15 protein-coding genes are annotated in these 19,156 nt (G+C 67.4%); 7 read left to right on the plus strand and 8 right to left on the minus strand.

The window, feature by feature from the left end; translation table 11 throughout:
• Position 1: 1 nt before the first annotated feature.
• The 6 genes from ACYYG1_RS08225 to greA all read left to right on the plus strand — a co-directional run bounded on the left by ACYYG1_RS08225 (position 2) and on the right by greA (position 6,009).
• A complete protein-coding gene (locus ACYYG1_RS08225) occupies positions 2–1,264 on the plus strand; it encodes a L,D-transpeptidase family protein (RefSeq protein WP_461209819.1) in 1,263 nt (420 codons plus the stop codon).
• Positions 1,265–1,981, plus strand: a complete 717-nt coding sequence (locus ACYYG1_RS08230; RefSeq protein WP_461209820.1) for a hypothetical protein — start codon at positions 1,265–1,267, stop codon at positions 1,979–1,981.
• Positions 1,962–3,689 carry a M99 family carboxypeptidase catalytic domain-containing protein gene (locus ACYYG1_RS08235; protein ID WP_461209821.1) on the plus strand — a complete coding sequence of 576 codons (1,728 nt, stop codon included), beginning with the start codon at positions 1,962–1,964 and terminating at the stop codon, positions 3,687–3,689. The genes ACYYG1_RS08230 and ACYYG1_RS08235 overlap by 20 nt, the downstream gene beginning before the upstream one ends.
• A gap of 16 nt (positions 3,690–3,705) precedes the next feature.
• Complete coding sequence (locus ACYYG1_RS08240) at positions 3,706–4,533, plus strand: sugar phosphate isomerase/epimerase family protein (RefSeq protein ID WP_461209822.1); 828 nt, start codon at positions 3,706–3,708, stop codon at positions 4,531–4,533.
• Positions 4,530–5,378 carry a histidine racemase CntK family protein gene (locus ACYYG1_RS08245; protein ID WP_461209823.1) on the plus strand — a complete coding sequence of 283 codons (849 nt, stop codon included), beginning with the start codon at positions 4,530–4,532 and terminating at the stop codon, positions 5,376–5,378. Before ACYYG1_RS08240 ends, ACYYG1_RS08245 begins: the two co-directional genes overlap by 4 nt.
• A gap of 139 nt (positions 5,379–5,517) precedes the next feature.
• Complete coding sequence (gene greA, locus ACYYG1_RS08250) at positions 5,518–6,009, plus strand: transcription elongation factor GreA (protein ID WP_461209824.1); 492 nt, start codon at positions 5,518–5,520, stop codon at positions 6,007–6,009.
• A 94-nt stretch (positions 6,010–6,103) separates the two neighbouring features.
• Here greA and ACYYG1_RS08255 read toward each other — a convergent pair whose 3' ends face one another.
• The 6 genes from ACYYG1_RS08255 to ACYYG1_RS08280 all read right to left on the minus strand — a co-directional run bounded on the left by ACYYG1_RS08255 (position 6,104) and on the right by ACYYG1_RS08280 (position 15,166).
• Positions 6,104–6,616: a cyclic nucleotide-binding domain-containing protein gene (locus ACYYG1_RS08255; RefSeq protein WP_461209825.1), complete on the minus strand. Its 513-nt coding sequence runs from the start codon at positions 6,614–6,616 to the stop codon at positions 6,104–6,106.
• A complete protein-coding gene (locus ACYYG1_RS08260) occupies positions 6,613–7,764 on the minus strand; it encodes a potassium channel family protein (RefSeq protein WP_461209826.1) in 1,152 nt (383 codons plus the stop codon). The genes ACYYG1_RS08255 and ACYYG1_RS08260 overlap by 4 nt, the downstream gene beginning before the upstream one ends.
• Complete coding sequence (locus tag ACYYG1_RS08265; protein ID WP_461209827.1) at positions 7,736–9,562, minus strand: triose-phosphate isomerase; 1,827 nt, start codon at positions 9,560–9,562, stop codon at positions 7,736–7,738. The genes ACYYG1_RS08260 and ACYYG1_RS08265 overlap by 29 nt, the downstream gene beginning before the upstream one ends.
• A 152-nt stretch (positions 9,563–9,714) precedes the next feature.
• On the minus strand, positions 9,715–10,482 hold the full coding sequence (locus tag ACYYG1_RS08270) for a hypothetical protein (RefSeq protein ID WP_461209828.1): 768 nt from the start codon (positions 10,480–10,482) through the stop codon (positions 9,715–9,717).
• Positions 10,483–10,607: 125 nt separating this feature from the next.
• Complete coding sequence (locus ACYYG1_RS08275; protein WP_461209829.1) at positions 10,608–12,440, minus strand: bifunctional lysophospholipid acyltransferase family protein/GNAT family N-acetyltransferase; 1,833 nt, start codon at positions 12,438–12,440, stop codon at positions 10,608–10,610.
• A gap of 269 nt (positions 12,441–12,709) precedes the next feature.
• On the minus strand, positions 12,710–15,166 hold the full coding sequence (locus tag ACYYG1_RS08280; RefSeq protein WP_461209830.1) for a glycosyltransferase: 2,457 nt from the start codon (positions 15,164–15,166) through the stop codon (positions 12,710–12,712).
• 241 nt (positions 15,167–15,407) lie between these two features.
• On the opposite strand from ACYYG1_RS08280, the gene ACYYG1_RS08285 reads away from it, so the two are divergent.
• Positions 15,408–17,810: a Lon protease family protein gene (locus ACYYG1_RS08285; protein ID WP_461209831.1), complete on the plus strand. Its 2,403-nt coding sequence runs from the start codon at positions 15,408–15,410 to the stop codon at positions 17,808–17,810.
• Positions 17,811–17,890: 80 nt separating this feature from the next.
• Here the strand turns inward: ACYYG1_RS08285 and ACYYG1_RS08290 are convergent, their stop codons facing one another.
• Both ACYYG1_RS08290 and ACYYG1_RS08295 read right to left on the minus strand, forming a co-directional pair.
• Positions 17,891–18,697: a class II fructose-bisphosphate aldolase gene (locus ACYYG1_RS08290; RefSeq protein ID WP_461209832.1), complete on the minus strand. Its 807-nt coding sequence runs from the start codon at positions 18,695–18,697 to the stop codon at positions 17,891–17,893.
• Between the two features lie 8 nt (positions 18,698–18,705).
• Positions 18,706–19,155, minus strand: a complete 450-nt coding sequence (locus ACYYG1_RS08295) for a tripartite tricarboxylate transporter TctB family protein (RefSeq protein ID WP_461209833.1) — start codon at positions 19,153–19,155, stop codon at positions 18,706–18,708.
• Between the last annotated feature and the right edge of the window lies 1 nt (position 19,156).

Raw genomic sequence — 19,156 nt, forward strand, 5'->3', positions numbered from 1 at the left:
TGTGAAAATTCTCAGGTTTTTCCTCGTCATGGCCGCGCTCGCGGTCTGTGCGGCGGCCCCGGCCCATGCCTGGGAGGCCCGTATCTCCGGGCATCCGGCCATGCCGCGCAAATTTTTCGCCGTGGACAAGGATACCCAGACCCTTTCCCTCTACAGGTGCAAGAGCCCCCTCAAGGTCATCGGCAGCTATCCCTGCACCACCGGCCAGCATCCCGGCGACAAGGTAGTGGAGGGCGACCTGCGCACGCCCGAGGGCGTGTACTTCATCAAGGGCCGCCTGCACCGCACCCTGGACTGGGGTCTCTACGGCAACCTGGCCTACGACCTGAATTTTCCCAATCCCATCGACCGCATCAAGGGCAAGACCGGCTACGGCATCTGGGTCCACGGCCGGGGCAAGAAGCTGGTGCCCAGGGACACGCGGGGCTGCGTGGCCATGAAGACCGACGATTTGCGCTCCATGGGCGGGGAGATGACCCCCGGACTGCCCGTGATCATCTCCAGCCACGTCACCGTGGCCGAGGGCGAACGGGCCGACACCAGCGTCCTGGACCAGGCAGTGGAGCGGGTCCGGGCCTGGGCCGAAGCCTGGCAGGACCGTTCCGAGGCGTTTTTCTCCTTCTACGGGGCCGAGGACTTCAACAAGGCCCACGGCAACTCCTATGACGCCTTCGTGCGGCGCAAGGAGGGGCTGTTCAGGAGCCATTCCTGGATCCAGGTCATGGTCCTCGACGTGCGCGCCCTGCCCGGGCCGGACTACCTGGTCACGTATTTCAAGCAGTATTACCGCACCCCTGGCCTGACCAGCGAAGGCATCAAGCGCCTCTACTGGCGGCGCGGGGAGGACGGCGTGCTGCGCATCGCCGGGCGCGAGTGGATCCAGACCCCGCGCACCCTGGACGAGGAATACCTGAAGCGGGTGGCCTCGGAGGTTTCGCCACTCATCGAGACCTGGCGCGCGGCCTGGGAGCGGGGCGACATGGGGTCCTATCTTTCGCTGTACGCCCGGGACGCCAGCCAGGGCGAACGGTCCGGTGTGGCCGCCATCAAGGAGCAGAAGGCCGAGCTGTGGGCGGGAGCCCCCCCGGCCCGCGTGACCTTCGGCGCGGCCAGCTACGGCCTGGACCCCATGGGCGTGCGCGTGACTTTCGACCAGCGCTACGAGGCGTCCAACGGCTACTCTGACCACGGCCTCAAGGAACTGGTCATGGCCCCCTCCGACGGGGGCTGGAAGATACTGAGCGAGGACTGGAGGGCCCTGTAGATGTCCAAGGCCAAATACAACGTTCTGATGATGCGCGACAACAGCCCGGTGAAGCGCTTCCGCATGAGTCCCGTGTGGCTCAAGCTGGGTCTGTACCTCTTTCTGCTGCTCGTGTTTTGTGCCGGCGCCGGGGGCTATTTCGGCCTGACCTTCTGGGAGGAGAACCGCGTCCTGCGCGACGACCTGCTCTCCATGCAGCGCGAGCTGCGCGAGGCCCGCATCGAGCTGGAGCGGCTCCAGAACATCGACAAGATCCTGAAGTCCAACGACCCCGCCGAACTGCAGGCGCTGTTCGGCAACGTGGTCGCGGCCCCGGCCAAGGAGCGCCCCGCGCCTCCGCCCGCGCCCAAGATCAACCTGGCCCAGGTCTTCAAGCGCGTGGACCTGCAGCAGGTCAAGGTGGACAACCTGCAGGCCAAGTTCGAGGGCGCCAAGGTGCGCGTGACCTTCAACCTGAACAACCTGCAGACCGACGAGACGGTTTCCGGGCGGGCCGACATGGAGCTGGTCACCACCAGCGGCAAGGACCGGCCCCTGACGCTGAACAACAACGATCTGGTCTTCCAGATCCAGCGCTTCAAGCAGATCAGCACCACCTTCGCCCTGCCCGCCTCGGTGACCCGCAACGACGCCTTCGCCCTCAGGCTGGTGATCAGGAAACCTTCAGGCCAGGTCATATTCAGTGAAACCTACCCGTTTGCGTATATCTCGTCTTAGTCTGGCGGCGCTGCTGGCCGTGTTCCTGTGCTGCGCGCAGGCTTCGGCGGCGGACGCATACAGGCGCGTGGTCCTCTTCGAGGGCACGCAATACCCCCTGGCCGTGCACTTCCTGCGCGGCGAGGAGCCCGGGCCCACGGTCATGGTCCAGGGCGGCATCCAGGGGGACGAGGTTTCGGGGTATCTCACGGCGCAGCTCCTGACCCGCGCCGAGGTCCTGCGCGGCAACCTGATCGTCATTCCCAGGGCCAACGTGCCCACGGTGCTGGCCAAGAAGCGCCAGATCAACGTGGACCTCAACCGCCGCTTCGACAAGGACTACAGTTCCTTCTACGAGGACAGGCTGGCCCGGGCCATCCGCTTCCTGCTGGAGCGCAGCAACGCCTTCGTGCACCTGCACGAGGGCAGCGGGTTCTACAATCCCACCTATGTGGACGGGTTGCGCAACCCGCGACGCTACGGGCAGTCCATCATCATCGACACGCCCGTGTACGCCAACCGCATCAACCTGGCCGAGGTGGCCACGTCGGTGCTGGCCAAGCTCAACCATTCCATTGTCCCGGCCTACCAGTTCCAGCTCTTCAACACCGACACCTTCGCCTCGGGCACGGCCCATCCGGAGCAGCGCAAGTCACTGACCTACCACGCTTTGTCCTGCGCGGGCATCCCGGCCCTGGCCATCGAGGTCAGCAAGAACATCTCCCAGGTGGGGCAGAAGGTCCTCTGGCAGCTCAGGGCCACCGCCCTGACCCTGGAGCAGTACGGGGTCTCGTTGCGCCTGCCCGAGATCAGCGAGCAGGACATCGAGAAGCAGGCCTTCTCCATGCCCGGGGTGCGCATCAACGGCCGCCGCGTGGCCCCCGGGGATCGGGTGACCCTGTCCCTGCCGCCCGACGGAGTGCTGGACGTGTCCGCGGACCCGGAGGACGGCTCGCTGTTCGAGCCGGTGCGCGCGGTGTTCGCGGCGGACAGGCCGAACCTGAATCTCCTGGAATCCCCGCGCCTGGCCCTGCGGCCCTTTTCCTCCCTGGACGTGCAGGCCGACGGCTCCCGCGTGGCGCGGGTGGACGTGGCCTGGAAGGGCGTTCCCCGGGAGTCCCGGGGCGGCAAGCCGCTGTTCGTGTGCTGGCTCAACGGGGCCCTGCGCTTCGTCCCCGCCGGGGGCACCCTGGACGCCGTGGAAGGCGACCAACTGGTGCTGGAGGGCGTGTGGGGCGGTTCCAAGAGCGAGGAAGTCCTGAATTTCAAGGGCTTCGTCAGCCAGCCCGGGCGCAACGACGGCCAGGACGCCGGGGAGGAGATCATCCTCGATCCCGCCGAATTCATCGCCCGCTACATGGCCCAGGACTCCGAAAGCAAGCGCTGGGTCTGCCGCGTGGTGCGCGAGACGCCGGGCAGCGGGCGCGAGGACTTCCACATCCGTCTGGCCCCGCGCACGGTGTCGGCCCTGCGCCTGGTGGCCGGGGACGGGGACAAGGTCCTCCTGCCCTGGACCCCCGACGGCACGGCGGCCCTGGCCCCGGGCGAATACGTTTTGGACGACCTCTGGGGCAACGGGCCGCGCGCCAAGATCACCGTGACCAGCCCCAGGGAGCCCCTGCCCTGGGGGGCGCACGTCACGGTGAGCGCGGGGGAGCCCCTGGAGCTGACCCTGCGCCAGGCCACCACCTTCAGGCCCCTGGGCCATATGACCCTCGTCGCCCGCTAGCCCCGCCGGAGGCCGCATGATCCGCGCCTTGTACGTCAATCTGCCCGTGTCCCTGGCCGTGCGCGAGCCCGGGCTCGTGGACCTCGTGGCGCAGCAGGGCCTGAACGCCGAGCTGGGCCTGGACGCCCTGGCCCTGGACGAGGTGCCCGAGGCCGAGCACACCCGCCTGGCCGCGCGGCTGAAGGACGCCGGGCTGCGCGCCGGGGCGCACCTGCCCTTCATGGACCTGCACCCCGGCGGCGCGGACGCTCTCATGCTGGCGGCCGCGCGCGAGCGCCTGGCCCGGGGCATGGACAGGGCCATGCAATACGGAGCGGACCACATGGTGGGTCACGCCGCGTATAACGAAGACCAGGACGGCTACCGCCGCGAGGCCTGGCTGGAGACTTCCCGCGCCACCTGGGCCGGGCTGCTGGCCGAGCGGGCCGGGCATCCGCCCCTGCACCTGGAAAATACCTACGAGATCGACCCCGCGCCCCTGGCCTTGCTGCTGGAAGGCTTGGCCGAAGAGAGCGTCACCGCCTGCCTGGACGTGGGCCACTGGTTCAGTTTCGGGGGCGGCAGCTTCAGCGGCGCGCGCGGCGGCAGGGGCAGCCTGGAGGACTGGATGGCCGTGCTGGGGCCGCATCTCGGGCATTTGCACCTGCACGACAACCACGGGCGCAGGGATTCCCATCTGGGGCTGGGGCGCGGCGAGGTTCCTTTCGACGCGCTGTTCGCCGCCCTGGGCGCCCGGGGGCTTGCGCCCACGGCCACCCTGGAGCCGCACACCGTGGAGGATTTCAAGGCCAGCTGGGCCTTTGTGCGCGCCCATGGCCGCTGGTTCGGCGGGGACGCGCCGTGAGCGGCGAGGGACTGCGTTTCTACAAGCTGTCCCCGGGCGGCAACACCACCATCCTGGTCATGGACGCCGAGGGCTTCACCCCCGAGCGCCGCGCGGCCCTGGCCGTGGAGCTCATGGATCCCCTGCACCTTTCGGCCGAACAGGTGGGCTTCGTGCGCCTGGACGGGCCCTTGCCCCGGCTGGACATGATGGGCGGCGAGTTCTGCGGCAACGCGGCCCGCTGCCTGGGGGCCGTCCTGGCCCTGGAAGGCCGCCTGCGGGGCGAGAGCGAGATTTCCGTGTCAGGGGTGCCCGAACCCCTGCGCGTGCTCGTACGGGGCGCGTCAGGCGTCTTCGAGGCCGCCGTGAGCATGCCCGTGCGCCCGGACGCGGGCTGCGTGCGCGACATGGCCCCGGGCATCCGGGCCGTGGCCCTGGACGGCATCACGCATCTGCTCCTGGACCGGGAGGAGCATCCCTTCCCCAGGGATCCCGTGGCCGAGGCCGCGCGCCTGCGCCGGGCCCACGGCCTGGACGCCGAGGACGCCGTGGGCTGCGTGTGGCACGGTCGGGACGAAGACGGCCCGGGCATCCGGCCGGTGGTCTGGGTGCGGGATACGGATTCCACCTACCTGGAGACGGCCTGCGGCTCGGGCACCATGGCCCTGGCCCTGCACCTGGCCCTGGCCTCGGGCGGGCCCGTGGACGAGTCCGTGCTTCAGCCCAGCGGCGGGCGCATCCGGGCCTCGGTGTGCTTCGATCCCGCGTCGGGCCGCTTTTCCGGGGCCTGGATCGGCGGGCCCGTGCGGGTGGTGGCCCAGGGCCGGGCCTTTGTCGCCGGGGAGCGGGCGCGTTCCGGGGCTTGACCATCTCCTGCGCTTGTCGTATCTACAAGACAGCGTCCACACGCGAATACGACTGATCGCCTGGAGCCTCGTGCCCCCCTGACACCGGGGTGAGGCTCCTCTTTATTGTCTATATATCCACCATTTCGAGGGACTGAACATGAACAGCATCCCCATTTCCGCACAGGGCTACGCCCGGGTGCGCGAAGAACTGGACAAGCTCAAGAAGGAACGCCCGGCCGTGATCGAGGCCATCGCCCTGGCCCGCGAGGAGGGCGACCTGCGCGAAAACGCGGGCTACGACGCCGCGCGCGAACGGCAGGGCATGCTCGAGGCCAAGATCAACTTCATCGAATCCCGCCTGCCCCTGTACGACGTCATCGACCTGGCCACCCTGGGCGGCGAGCGGGTCATCTACGGGGCCACCGTGGAGCTGGAGGACCTGGATACGGAGCAGGCCCGCACTTACACCCTGGTGGGCCCCGACGAGGTCGACTGGGTGCAGAACGGCATCTCCATCCTCTCCCCCGTGGCCCGCGCGCTCCTGGGCAAGGAGGAGGGCGACGAGGTGGCCGTGGAGACCCCCAGGGGCCGCATCGAGTACGAGGTGGTTTCCGTGAAGTTCCTCGGCGAGGCCATGCTGCACCAGTAGGCCGCCCGGCTACGGAATCAAAAACGCGCAAGCCTGCCGGTGATTCCGGGAGGCTTGCGCGTTTTTGTGCGCCCGCGATGGCGGCGGGGAACTGCTAGCGCTGGCTCAGGGCCAGGGCCAGGGCGGTGGTCAGCTTGACCAGCTCGGAATTGTTCTTGCGCACCGTGGCCGCCAGGCGGCGCGCCAGGGCCATGAGCAGGCAGCAGCCGATGACGGGCTCGCGCTGCAGGAAGGCGAAGAACCGCTCGCGGTCCGTGACCAGGAAATCCGACGGCTCCAGGGTCTCCACCGTGGCCGAACGGGTGTCGCGGTCGATGAGGCCCATCTCCCCGAACAGGGGACAGAGGTTCCCGTCCAGCGTGGCCAGGACCTTGCGCGTGTCCTGCAGCTCCTGAAGAGGCAGGGTCATGCCCTGGATGATCATGGACTTGGTGATGCGCACGCGTCCCGAGACCAGTATGAACATCTCGTCCCCGGTGTCCCCCTCGTTGATGATCTTCTCGCCCGCCTTCACGGCGGTCCTGGTGAAGATGCCCTTGACCTTGTCCAGATCCTGGTCGCTCATGTCCGCGAAGATGGCGATGCCGTGCCAGTCGAAGTCCTTCATGCGGCCCCCGCGCCCTGGGTCTTGAGGAAGAGCAGCCCGTCGAAGCCCTCCAGGCTCTGGTCGTCGGGCGGGTTGACCACGATGCTCGTGCCCTGGTGCCCCAGGGACGTCTGCTGCCCGGCCATGGTGAACAGCTCCAGCACGAACTGGTCCAGGGCCGAGCCCTCGTCGAGCATGTCCTTGAGGGTCAGGTCCTTGCTCTCGTGGCACAGGGCCAGGGGCAGGGCCCCCTCGCCCGAGCGGGCGCGCCGCACCAGGGCGGCCCAGTCCAGCTGCTTCTCGTCCGCCGTGAGGCGGCGGTAGTCCAACAGCCCCGGGGTGTTGCGAGAGCCCACCAGGCTCTGGAAAAAGGGCCACACCGAGGGGGTCTTGCCCATGCGGCCCAGGAGCATGCAGGCCACCTCGCCCCGTGGCACGATCTCGTTGACCCCGGCCCTGAGCAGATGGTCGCGGTTCTCGGCCAGCACAACCTCGGAATAGATGGGCGTCTTGGGCGCCAGGCTGCGGATGGTCAGGGCCGCGTACAGGCTTTGCTGGTCCGCGTCCGCGGCGCTGACCCCGGTCTGGGACAGGATGTAGATCAGGCGCGCGCTCGAGGGGCTGGCGCGGTGAGCCACGCTCTCGTGGGCCGGGTTGCCGTACACGAAGTGCAGGGCGTCGCCCATGTCCAGGTCGAAGGCCAGGGAGTCGCGCTCCTCCGGGGTCAGGCTGTTGATCAAGACCAGGCTGGTCTTGGACAGCACCCCGCCGTCCTTGAGGGTGGCCACGAGGTTCTTGGCGAAGGTGTTCCAGCCGACGATGACGATGTGCCCGCTGAGCTTCACGGTGAGCAGTCCTTTGCGGCGCTTGGCCCGTTTCTCGACGATGATGGAGGCCAGGTTGCCGGTTAGGGTGGAGACCATGCCGATTCCGCAGACCATGACGAAAATGCCGAGAACCCGTCCCGGCGTTGTCGCCGGGACGAGGTCCCCGTATCCGACGGTGGTCAGGGTGACCACCGTCCACCAGATTGCGGAAAGGAAATCGACGTTGCGCGGCCTGAGTTCCAGGGCGTAGAAGCCCGCCGAACTGAGGACCAGCAGAGAGGCGATGAAGAGCAGCAGCTTCCGAAACGGAGTGTTAATCCATGTTGTCGGGTTGAACCTCATCTTGCAGATCTTCCTGACGTTTCAGGAGTTCCTCGAACCGGATGTCCGCTCCCAGCACACCAAGGATTTCGTCGTCTTCGTCGTCCACAGGCGTCGCCACGGTGAGGCAGAGTTTGCCTGTAAAATGGGACTTGTAGAAGTCCGTGACATGCATCTTCCCTGTCTGGATGGGCACGGTGAACCATTCCCTGTCCGAGAAATCCGTTTCATAGTCATACGATTTGTATTTCTGCACGTCTTCGGGGTGGCACACGGAGCTCGCAACGAGCCTTCCTTCGGTATTCACCAAATAGATGTATTGGATAAAGGAATATTCGTCCAGGAAATCGTTCATGCAGCCTTCCACCGTGTTGGAATTCAGGCTGCGGATGTCGCAGGACTCGGAGAGCTTGGTCACGATCTTGGCGGCCAGGGTGTGGGCGACCTTCTTCAGGTGGTCGAATTCCGAGACGAAGAACTCGGGCAGGTAGCGCTTGACCAGGGCCTTCATCTCCTTGTTGGAGAAGCTCGTGGTGCGCCCGGCCTCGTAGGTCTGCTCGATGCGCTTGTGGACCTTGGCCACGGCCGGGTGGCGCTTGTCGATCATCTGGTCGCCCGTGAGCCCCATGGTCTGGTTGATCCAGTAGGCCACGCCCGCCTTGCCGGTCTTGTCCGTGATGATGATGGGCACCGGGCGCTTCAGGATGCGGGTGGTGTCGAAGATGTTGTAGATCTCTTCGTTCTTGATCAGCCCGTCCACGTGGATGCCCGCGCTGGTGGCGTTGAAGTCGCGGCCCACGAAGGGGTAGTTGTCCGGGATCCTGTAGTCCAGCTCGGCGGCGAAGTATTCGGCCACCTCGGTGATGATCTCGGTGTTGGCCATGTCGTCCTCGCCCGTCAGGGAGATGTACTCCATGACCAGGGCCTCCACGGGCGCGTTGCCCGTGCGCTCGCCGAACCCGAACAGGGTGCCGTTGGCCCCGGAGCAGCCGTACAGCCAGGCCGTGGCCGCGTTGACCAGCACCTTGTGGAAGTCGTTGTGGCCATGCCACTCCAGCCACTCGCTGGGCACGCCGGCCTCGTCGGTGAAGGCGCGCACGATGCGGGCCACGGAGCGCGGCAGGGCCGCCCCCGGGTAGGGCACGCCGAAGCCCATGGTGTCGCAGAGGCGGATCTTCACGGGCAGGCCGCTCTGGCTGGACATTTCCATGAGCCTGCGGGCGAACGGCAGGCAGAAGCCCCAGATGTCCGCGCGGGTGATGTCCTCGAAGTGGCAGCGCGGCACGATGCCCCACTCCAGGGCCTTCTCCACCACCGAGAGGTAGTCGTGCAGGGCCTGGGCGCGGTCCTTACCGAGCTTCAGGTAGATGTGGTAGTCCGAGACGCTGGTCAAGAGGCCGGTCTCGCGGATGCCCATGTCCTTGACCAGGCGCAGGTCGTCGGGGTTGGCGCGGATCCAGCCCGTGACCTCCGGGTACTTGTAGTCCTTGGACAGGCAGCGCTCCACGGCCTTGCGGTCCTTCTCGGAGTACAGGAAGAACTCGCTCTGGCGGATCAGGCCCGAGAGCCCGCCCAGCTTGTGCAGGTAGTCGAAGATGGTCTCGATCTGCTTCACCGTGTAGGGCGGGCGCGCCTGCTGGCCGTCGCGGAAGGTGGTGTCGGTGATGAAGATCTGCTCCGGCGGGCGGGGCATGCTGAAGTTGTCGTCAAAGCTCACGCGGCTGACCCGGGTGTACGGGTAGTTGGCGCGGAACAGTTCGGGTTCCTTGGGGTTCTTGATGGAATAGTCGAAGGCCTTGTTGAAGTGCAGGAAAGGCATGTCTGAGAATCCTCCGTGAGCGATGGCGTGAAAGGCGGCGGGACCTGCCGCCGCACAAAATTCCGTATCAAAAAGCGTCCCCGCGTCAAACGAAAATCAGGGCCCGTCCCCGGGCGCGGGGGCGGGTCCGGGGAAGGCACGGGGCCTGGGTGTTACAGGGAGCCGGCCAGGGCCTGGCGCTTGCGTTCGAGTTGCACGCCCTGGTCCTGGGGGCTTAGGCGTTCGGCCTCTTCCAGGGCCTTGGCCGCGTCTTCGCGCCAGCCGCCGCGCCGCAGGCTGCGGGCCGCGAGCAGCGGCAGGCGGTGCTGGGCGTCGCCGTAGATCCGGGCCACGAGACGGGGATAGCCGTCCCCGAAGACCTCGCGCACCAGGTCGTTCTGCGCGAACAGGAAGCGGGCCAGAAGTTCGTTGTCGCTGTGTATGGGCAGATACTCCGTGAACAGGGCCCGGCAGTTGTAGAGCAAAAAGCGGATCCGGTTCACCTCGCGCTGGATGCTTTCCTGGGTCTGGTCCAGGACCTCGAACAGGTCGCGGCTGAAGGTGCGGTCCGCGCCCGAGAGCTCCCGGCTCTGCAGCTGCCGGAACCAGGGCGCGTAGTTCTGCTGCTGGTAGGCGTCTTCCTTGAGCTTTATGGCGTCGTGGAAGATGTAGCCGAAGCTCCAGTCCAGGAACTGGCCCAAAAGGCCCACCCCGGGCGAGGCGTCGCTCTTGAACAGCACGTGGGCCGTGTCCTTCAGGCGCCAGAGAAGGCCCTTGTTCATTTCCTGGCCCAGAAGATTGTTCAGGGCCGTGAAGTCCACATGCCCGTTGCGGTCGAAATGACGGAACTCCCGCTCCAGCTCGCGGCTGATGAGGCAGAAATCGCGCGTCACGTCACGCACGAATTCCGGGAGTTTGTTGCGGATCCATCTCGACGACATGTGCCGTGGGCCTCCTTGGGTCGTTTGCCCGGGGAAGGTAGCACATGCGGGGCCGATCACCAAGCGCGGCCTTTTGGGCCCCCCGGGGCCCCCGCGGCGCCAAAGGATCGTCGGAAAGGGGCTCGTCAGGCCGCAGGCCGGGCGGCAGTGGCCGCGTCCGCCCCGTGGCGGGCCATGAAGGCCTCGGCCTCGTCCTTGCCCATGTAGCGGGCCAGGGTCCTGGCCGGGGCCTTGGCCAGGTCCACCACCATCAGCCCGTCGATGGCGTCGCCGAATTCCCGGTCCAGGTTGAAGGTCAGCACCGTGCCGCCCAGCTTCAGGTACTGGCGCAGGAGGATGGGGATGCCCTTGCCGTCGGCCTCGATGTCCGCCACGGCCGCGCCCAGGTCCTCGATGTCCGGGCACAGGGCGGCCACGGAGCCCAGGCGGAAGCCGCCGGGCAGGCGCGTGTGCAGGCGCGGCGGGACCAGGGGGCGGACTCCACCGGCCCAGGCCGCGTCCAGGCGGTGGCGGGCCGAGAGGAAGCGCATCATCATGTTCCGGGACAGGGGCCGGTAGTCGTTGGAGATGGACACCGGGCCGAACAGGGTGCGGATGTCGCCGCTCATGAGCACGAAGCGGGCGATGCCCTTCCAGAGCAGCATCAGGGGGTTGTAGTTCTTGCGGTACTTGGCCGCGACAAAGGCCCGGCCCAGTTCCAGGCAGGGGCCCAGGGCCGCGAGAAAGGCCCTGTCGTACTTGAACAGGGTGGAGGTGTACAGGCCGCGCGCGCCCATGGTGCGGGCGATCTCGTCGGCCCGGCCCAGGCGGTAGGCCCCGGCGATCTCGCGCTCGGCCGCGTTCCAGAGGATCAGGTGGTGGTAGTAGTCGTCGAAGCGGTCCAGGTCCCTGGCCTGGCCCGTGCCCTCGCCCACCTCGCGGAAGTTCTCCTCGCGCAGGCGGCCGATCTCGGGCAGCAGGAAGGCCAGGTCCCGGCCCCGGGCGCAGACCACGGTGTAGTCGCCCTGGATCAGGAGCCTGCACGATTCGGGCAGGGCCGCGATCTCCGCCTCCAGGAGGTCCGGCCCGCAGGACGGGGCCACGGGCTCCTGGGCCTTGGCCGCAGCCGCGGGCAGGGCCGCCACGGTGGCCTGTCCGGCCCCGCGTTCGCGCAGCAGATAGGTGCGCAGGCGCAGGAACTCCGTGAGCTTGGCGTCGTCCTCGAAGCGCTCCAGCTTCTGCACGGGCACGGCGCGGCCCACGTCCAGGCGCACGGCCCGGCAGCGTTTGTTGAGCATCTCCCGGGGCAGCAGCGCGGTGCGCAGGCGCGGGTGGATCAGGCCCAGGAGGTGGAAGAGCAGGCCGTTCTTGCCCTGGAAGTGCACGGGCACCACCGGAGCCTTGGCGATGCGGATCAGGCTGCCCACGGAGCTGCTCCAGGGCGGGTCCGTGAAGGAGGCCTTGCGCAGTTGCAGGGACGAGACCTCGCCCGCCGGGAACACGGCCAGGAGCCCGCCCCCGCGCACCCAGCGGATGGCCTGCCTGAGGCCGGAAATATTGCGTTTGGTGGAGGAATCCTTGCCGAAGGGGTCCACGGCGATGATGTGGTCGCGCATCTCCGGGATCATGCCCAGGAGGTGGTTGGCCATGACCTTCACGTCCGGGCGTACGCGGCGGAGCGCCTGGAGCAGGATCACGCCCTCGATGGCCCCGAAGGGGTGGTTGGCCACCACCACGGCCCCGCCCGCGGCCGGGATGTTGGCCAGGTCGCCCTCGGCCAGGTCCACGCGGATGGCGAGCAGGTCCAGCACGTCGCTCAGAAAGTCCGCGCCTTCGCGCCCGGAAATCTGGGAGTACAGGGACCCCAGGGTGGACAGGCAGAGGAGTTTTTCCAGGGGGGGCTGGATCACGGCCTTGACGGGCCGGTACAGGGGCAGGTCGAGATTGAAGGGATTGTCCAGGGGTTGGGCCTGGTGCATGGGATCACCTCCGGGGTGGGCCGCCGGTGCGGCGGATGATTTCGGGAGTCGTAGTCGATCGGTGTTGCGGCCGTGGGGAGGACGCGTGGCGGTTGTGTGAAATCCGCTGTCTTGTTTAGCAAATTGATGGAAAATTGTTTTGAGCAGGCCGTTCAAAAATAGTGAGATGCAAGGCGCAAAAAAAATTCAAGGCCGACGTGTACTCCCCGTACACGAGGGTTTGATTTTTTTGCAGCAACGCAGCCGATCGCTGTTTTTCAACGGCTTGCTTATAAGGGGGAGGCCTCGCGGTACATGTCCCAGAGCTGGAGATAGGACTTCTCGAAGGATCGGCCCTGCATGTAGTCGCGGGCTGCCCGGCGCATGGCCTGGACCCGTTCGGGATCGTCGGCCAGGGTCTGCATGGCGCGCTCGAAGTGGCGGGCTTCCCCGTCGGGCACCACGAACCCCGTGATCCCGGGGACCAGGTTCTCCTGCGGCCCGCCCTGGTCCGTGACGATGACGGGCAGGCCCGAGGCCTGGGCCTCCAGGACCACGTTGCCGAAGGTGTCCGTGGTGGACGGGAACACGAAGGCGTCGGACGAGGCGTAGGCCGCGGCCAGGTCGTCGCCCATGAGCGGGCCGGTGAAGGTGGCCGGGAACCCGGACAGCTCCGTGCGCATCTCCTCCAGGTAGGGGCCCTTGCCCACCACCACCAGGCGCACGCCCGGGCGTTTGGCGCACAGGTCCTTGAAGGCCCGGGCCAGGACGTCGAGGTTCTTTTCCCTGGACACGCGCCCCACGTACAGGAACTTGAATTCGGCGGCTTCCAGGCCGTAATGGGACTGGAAGAACCCGTTGCGGCGGGCGGGATGGAAGCGTTCCACGTCCACCCCGCGCGGGTACAGGGCCACGCGCTTGCGGTCCACGCCCTTGTCCATGAGCTCGTGGGCCATGGCCGAGGATGGGGCGTAGACCACGTCCGAGAGGTTGGAGAACCAGACCATGTAGCGCCACATGCCCTCCTCCATGGCCGCGTCGCCCGTGAGCGCGCTGGCGTACTGCGGGAAGGCCGTGTGGTAGGTGCTGTGCAGGGGCAGGCCCAGGATCTTGGCGCAGGCCAGCCCGGCCAGGCCAACGGGGCCGGGGGTGGCCGCGTGGATGTGGGTGGCCCCGGCCTCGAAGCACCATTCCAGCATCTTCAAAAGCGGCGGGTAGCGCAGGGTCAGCTCGGGATATTCGGGGATCTCGAAGGAGCCGATGGGCTCGAAGTTCCTGACCCCCTCGCGCTCCGCGCCCTGGGGCGCGTCGGCCTCGGGGTAGCAGGTGACCACGGTGAGGTCCTTGTTGTTCTTGCGCGCGGCCTCCACCTGGGCGCGCAGGGTCATGGCCACCCCGTTCATCTCCAGGTAGGTGTCCGTGAAATGGGCCAGGCGCATGGGGCGGCGGCGCGGGGCCGCGCCCCGGCGGCGCATGAAGCGCTCCAGGCAGGTGCGGCTGAACACGCGGTCGCGGGCGTAGAGGTTGTAGGCCACCATGTAGGGCGCCAGCAGGATGTAGGACGAACCGGCCGAGCCCACGGCCTTGAACAGGTCGAAGACGTCGGCCCCGCCCAGGCTGGTGAGGATGGTGTCCGCGAAATGCTTGAGCACCTTTTCCCCGGCCCGGTCCACGAAGTCGGACCAGTCCTTCTCGGCCTGCCAGGGCTGGTCCTCGCGCCCGTCCAGTCCCGACACCAGGCTCTTGTCGTCCCAGACCAGCTCCAGGGCCTCGCGTTGCAGGAGGTCCTTGAGGGCCTTGGGCCGCGAGCGCAGGGTCGAGGCCGCGCGCAGGTGGGAGACCAGATCCTGGAAGCGCGCGGAGATGCGGTTGCGCGGCTCCGGGGCCCTGAGGGTCAGGGCCCGGTCCATGAAACGCAGGAGCAGATCCTTGCCCACCATGGCCTTGAGGCCGAACTTGTGGGCGTAGAACTGGTAGGCGATGGAATAGAGGTTGTGGGCCATGGTGGCGGGGCGGGCCGGGACCTGCTCGGGTTCGCCCTCGCCCCGGGCCAGGGCCGCCAGGAAGCCGTCCGCGTCTTGAACGTCCCGGACCCTGGTGTGGCTGCGGGCGATGTTCAGGGAGGAGTGGTCGTCGGACCCGGAGACCAGGCCCTTTTCCCAGGCCCGCTCCATGGCCGGGGCCATGTTGTGGCGTTCGGCCAGGAAGACGACGTCGTCCTCGGTGAGGCGCTTCGCTATGAGCCGGATGGTCTCGTTGGGCGAGTGGTCCCGCGAGCCGTTGAGCTCGAAGTTCCTGAACAAGAGGAGCATCTTCTCGAAATGCTCCGGGGTCAGGCGGCTGTTCATGTCGAACATGGGGTGGGCCACGGCGTGGACCACGTTCTCTTGGCGCAGGTAGGCCGTGAGGTCGTAGATGTTCTCCCGGGCCCGGGTGATGTCCTCGTGCTGGGCCTCGGTGATGTCCCAGGCCAGGACGTGGGCCTTGCAGCTGTCCTCGGGGAAATAGGTGGTGATCTCCTCGCTGACGAAGGTGCCGGGCAGATGGGCGATTTCCAGGCTGCCGTCCAGCACGTTGTGGTCCGTGATGGTCACCAGGTCCATGCCCCGGCGGCGGGCTATGTCGTAGAGGGCTTTTGGTTCGGTGTAGGATTCGGAGCAGCCGATTTTCTGGAGGATCCATTCCGAGGGCCGCTGGGAATGCTTGGAATGGACGTGCAGGTCGCAGCGCAGTGCGGATCGCGTCATGTAGTTCTCCCCGGGCGGGTGGCCAGGGGGGCGGCCGCCGCATCATCGCAAGCCGCCCCGGCCATCCGCTGTTTTCCGGGTGCTACGCCCGTCGTGTCGCAAGAGCGTGGCGAACGCGTGGCGCCAGATGACGGAAAGGTTGTTTTCCTGCGTTGGCCCGTCTGCATTTGGCGGCTACGGCCCTGGTGACAAACCCGGGCCGCGCACGTACACTCGGCCCACCCACAACGAGAGGAGACGCATGCCCAAGCCCAAAGCCCTGCCCGTCCACAGGCTCCGCGCCACCCTGCCCGCGAGCCGCATTCACTACGCCGACAGCACGAAGATTCCCGAGCGCCCCGCCGCCCACGGGATCCAGCCCCGGGCGCTCATGGCCCTGGAAACCGGCCTGGACATCGACGACCCCGGGTTCAACGTCTTCGTGGCCGGTGACCCGAACCTGGGCCGCACCTATCTGGTGACCAGCTTCCTCGGGCCCCGGGCCGCGCGCATGCCCGTGCCCGACGACCTGCTCTACGTGCACAATTTCCTGGACGCGGACAGGCCGCGGCTGATGGCCGTGCCCGCGGGCCGCGGCAAGCACATCAAGAAGACCCTGGACCGCGCCGTGGCCGCCGTGCGCCGCGATATGCCCAAGCTCCTGGACGAGGACGCCTTCGTGAAGAAGCGCGAGAAGCTGGCCCGGGGCTTTTCCGACCGCCGCGAGGACCTCATCCGCTCCATGGAGAAGAAGGCCTCCAAGCAGGGCTTCGAGCTGGACATGGACGAGCAGGGCGGCATGACCCTCTATCCCCTGGTGGAGGGCAAGGTCATCTCCGAGGCGGACTACGACCGCCTGGAGCCCGAGCTGCGCAAGACCCTGAAGCAGCGCGGGGACGTGATTCTCGCGGACATGTCCCAGTCCCTTCGGCGCATCTCCAAGGAGGAGCAGGATTTCCAGGAGGACCAACGGTCCCTGGAGCATTCCGTGCTCGCGGACCTGGTGGACAGGCACCTGGGGCCCCTGGTCAAGGAGTTCCGCCGCCACAAGGCCATGAGCGGCTATCTGAAGGCCCTGTCCAAGGACATCCTGGAGCACATGGACAATTTCATGGCCCTGGACGACGGCGGCGCGGCTGCGGTCCTGGGGCACCTGGACCCCACGGCCGGCGACGACTTCTTCACGCGCTACACCGTGAACCGCTTCGTGGACAACTGCTGCACCCAGGGCGCGCCTATCGTCATCGAGGACCATCCCACGGTGACCAACCTGCTGGGCTGCATCGAGCGCGAGGCCGAGATGGGCGCCCTGTACACGGACTTCTCCCTGATCAAGGCCGGGGCCCTGCACAAGGCCAGCGGCGGCTTCCTGGTGCTCAGGATGGAGGACCTCTTCGCCAACCCCGAGGCCTGGGACGGGCTGCTCCGAGCCCTGCGCTCGGGCCGCGCCAGGGTCGAGGACCCCGGGGACGGCCAGGAGCATTCCCGGGCCCGCACCATCCGGCCCGAGCCCATCCCCCTGGATGTGCGCGTGGTCCTGGTGGGCACGGACGCGGTCTACGAGGCGCTCCTGGAGTTGGACGACCGTTTTCCCAAGCTCTTCAAGCTCAAGGCCCACATGCAGGACAGCGTGCCGCGCACAGCGGCCAACATCGGCCACTACGTGCTCTCCCTGGGGGCCATGATCCGCGCGGCGGACCTGCTGCCATTCGACCGCGAGGCCCTGGCCGGGCTGGTGGACCACGGCTCGCGCATGGCCGAGGACCAGAAGCGCCTGTCCCTGCATTTCCCCCTGGCCCGGGAGGTGATGATCGAGGCCTCGGCCCTGGCGCGCAAGGCCAGGCGCAGGGCCGTGGGCCGCGCGGACCTGGCCAAGGCCCTGGCCAACCGCAAGTTCAGGGCCAACCTCTACGAGGAGGAGTTCCTGGCGGACTACGACCGCGAGCTGATCAAGGTCTCCACCTCGGGCCGGGCCGTGGGCCGGGCCAACGGGCTGGCCGTGGTCATGTACGGGGACCACGAGTTCGGCCTGACCCACCAGATCGCCTGCACCGTGGGCGTGGGCCACGGCGGGATCATCGACCTGGAGCGCGAGGCCGAGCTGGGCGGGCCCATCCACACCAAGGGCATGATGATCCTGAAGAGCTACCTCCTGAGGCTCTTCGCCCAGGACAAGCCCCTGGTGCTCACGGGGTCCCTGGCCTTCGAGCAGTCCTACGCGGGCATCGAGGGTGATTCCGCCTCGGGCGCGGAGCTGGCGGCCCTGCTGTCGGCCCTGGCCGAGACGCCCATAGACTTGTCCCTGGCCTTCACCGGCGCAGTGAGCCAGTCCGGGGCCATCATGGCCGTGGGCGGGGTGACGCCCAAGATCGAGGGCTTCTTCAGGATCTGCAAGCGCCGCGGCCTGTCCGGCACCCAGGGCGTCATCGTGCCCCGGGACAACGTGGAGCATCTGATGCTCAGCGACGAGGTCTGCGAGGCCGTGGCCAGGGGCGAGTTCCACATCTATCCCGTGACCAGCGTGGAGCAGGCCATGGAACTGCTCACCGGCCTGCCCGCGGGCAAGCGCACGGCCACGGGCACCTTCCCCAAGAACACGCTCTACCGGCGCGTCAACGACCGCTTGGCCGAGCTGGCCGATCTGGCCGACAGCTCCAAGGAATAGAGCCGGGCCCCATAAACAAGCATGCCCCCGGGTCCGCTAGGGACCTGGGGGCTTTCTTGCGTTGCCGGGACGAGCGGGAGTCAGGCGGCCGAGCCGGTGCCTCCCAGGTCGTCGATCTTCTCCCGGACCATGGCCGCCAGGGCGGCCCTGGCGTTGTGGTTCATGGTCAGGGCGTCCGAGGTGTCCTCCAGAAGGCCTCGGTACATGGCGACCTTGATCTCGGTGTGGAAGTTTATCTTCAAGGCTCCCTCGGAGGCCATGAGAGCCGCGCCCTTGGGGCCGAGCCTGCTGCCCCTGTGGATGCACAGGGGAACGGGCAGGGCCTTGGCCAGGCGTCCCACGTCCTTGGGGTCGGCCAGGCCGCCCTGGGGAACGGACACGGCCAGGATGTCCACCCTGGTCTCGCGCACAAAGGACAGGGCCCGGTCGAGGAGATCCTCCATGACCGGGCCGTCCTGATTCTTGACCCCCGGCAGGGGGCCGATTTCTCCCTCTATGACCGCGCCTGCCTCGTGCGCCAGCCGCACGGCGTAGCGAGTGTGCAGGACGTTGTCCTCCGGGGCCAGGCGAGAGCCGTCGAACATCACGGACTTGAAGCCCTGGTCCAGGGCCTGGAGCACGATGTCCAGGCTGCGCCCATGGTTCAGATGGGCCAGGGCCGGAATCCGGGATTCCTCGGCCGCGCGCATGGCGGCCCGGCCCAGGGCCGAGAGTCCGGAGTGCTCCACGGCCTCGTTGCCCACGGAGAGCATCACCGGGGCCCGCTTTTCCTCCGCCGCCGCGATCACTCCCTGGATGCTCTCCAGGTTGTAGACGCTGCAGCAGGCGATGGCCGAGCGGGTCCGCCGGGCGATGCGCAGTATCTGGTCAAAGGGGCAGTGGGGCATGTCTTTTCCTATTCGGCGAAGAGCATGCCTTTGGGCAGCGGAACTTCCAGGACCTGGCTGAAGACCAAGTAGAAGGCCGCCACGATCACCACGGCCAGAGCGACGGATTTGAAGATCTCCTTCTGGGAGAGCTTCACGTCGCTGAGGTAGAGGTTCATGACCACGAAGGCCAACAGGCTGGAGGGCAAGAAGCCCACCAGGGGCAACAACACCAGGTAGCCGCCCAGGATGCAGAGGCCGATGATGATGTTGTCTCGCTCGCCCTTGGACTCGAAGAAGGTGATGCGTTCGGGCTTGATGAAGCCCTTGAGCACTTCCAGGACGCCCAGGATGACCATGGCCCAGAGGGTGAAGTTGACGAATACCCCGCCCAGCCTGGAGAGGTCGCGGGTGACGAAGTAGGCGATGGCGGCCAGGATCAGGGATCCGGAGCCGACTAAGAGATCGGAGTTCAACATA

The sequence above is a fragment of the Desulfocurvus sp. DL1XJH-121 genome, assembly GCF_054819825.1.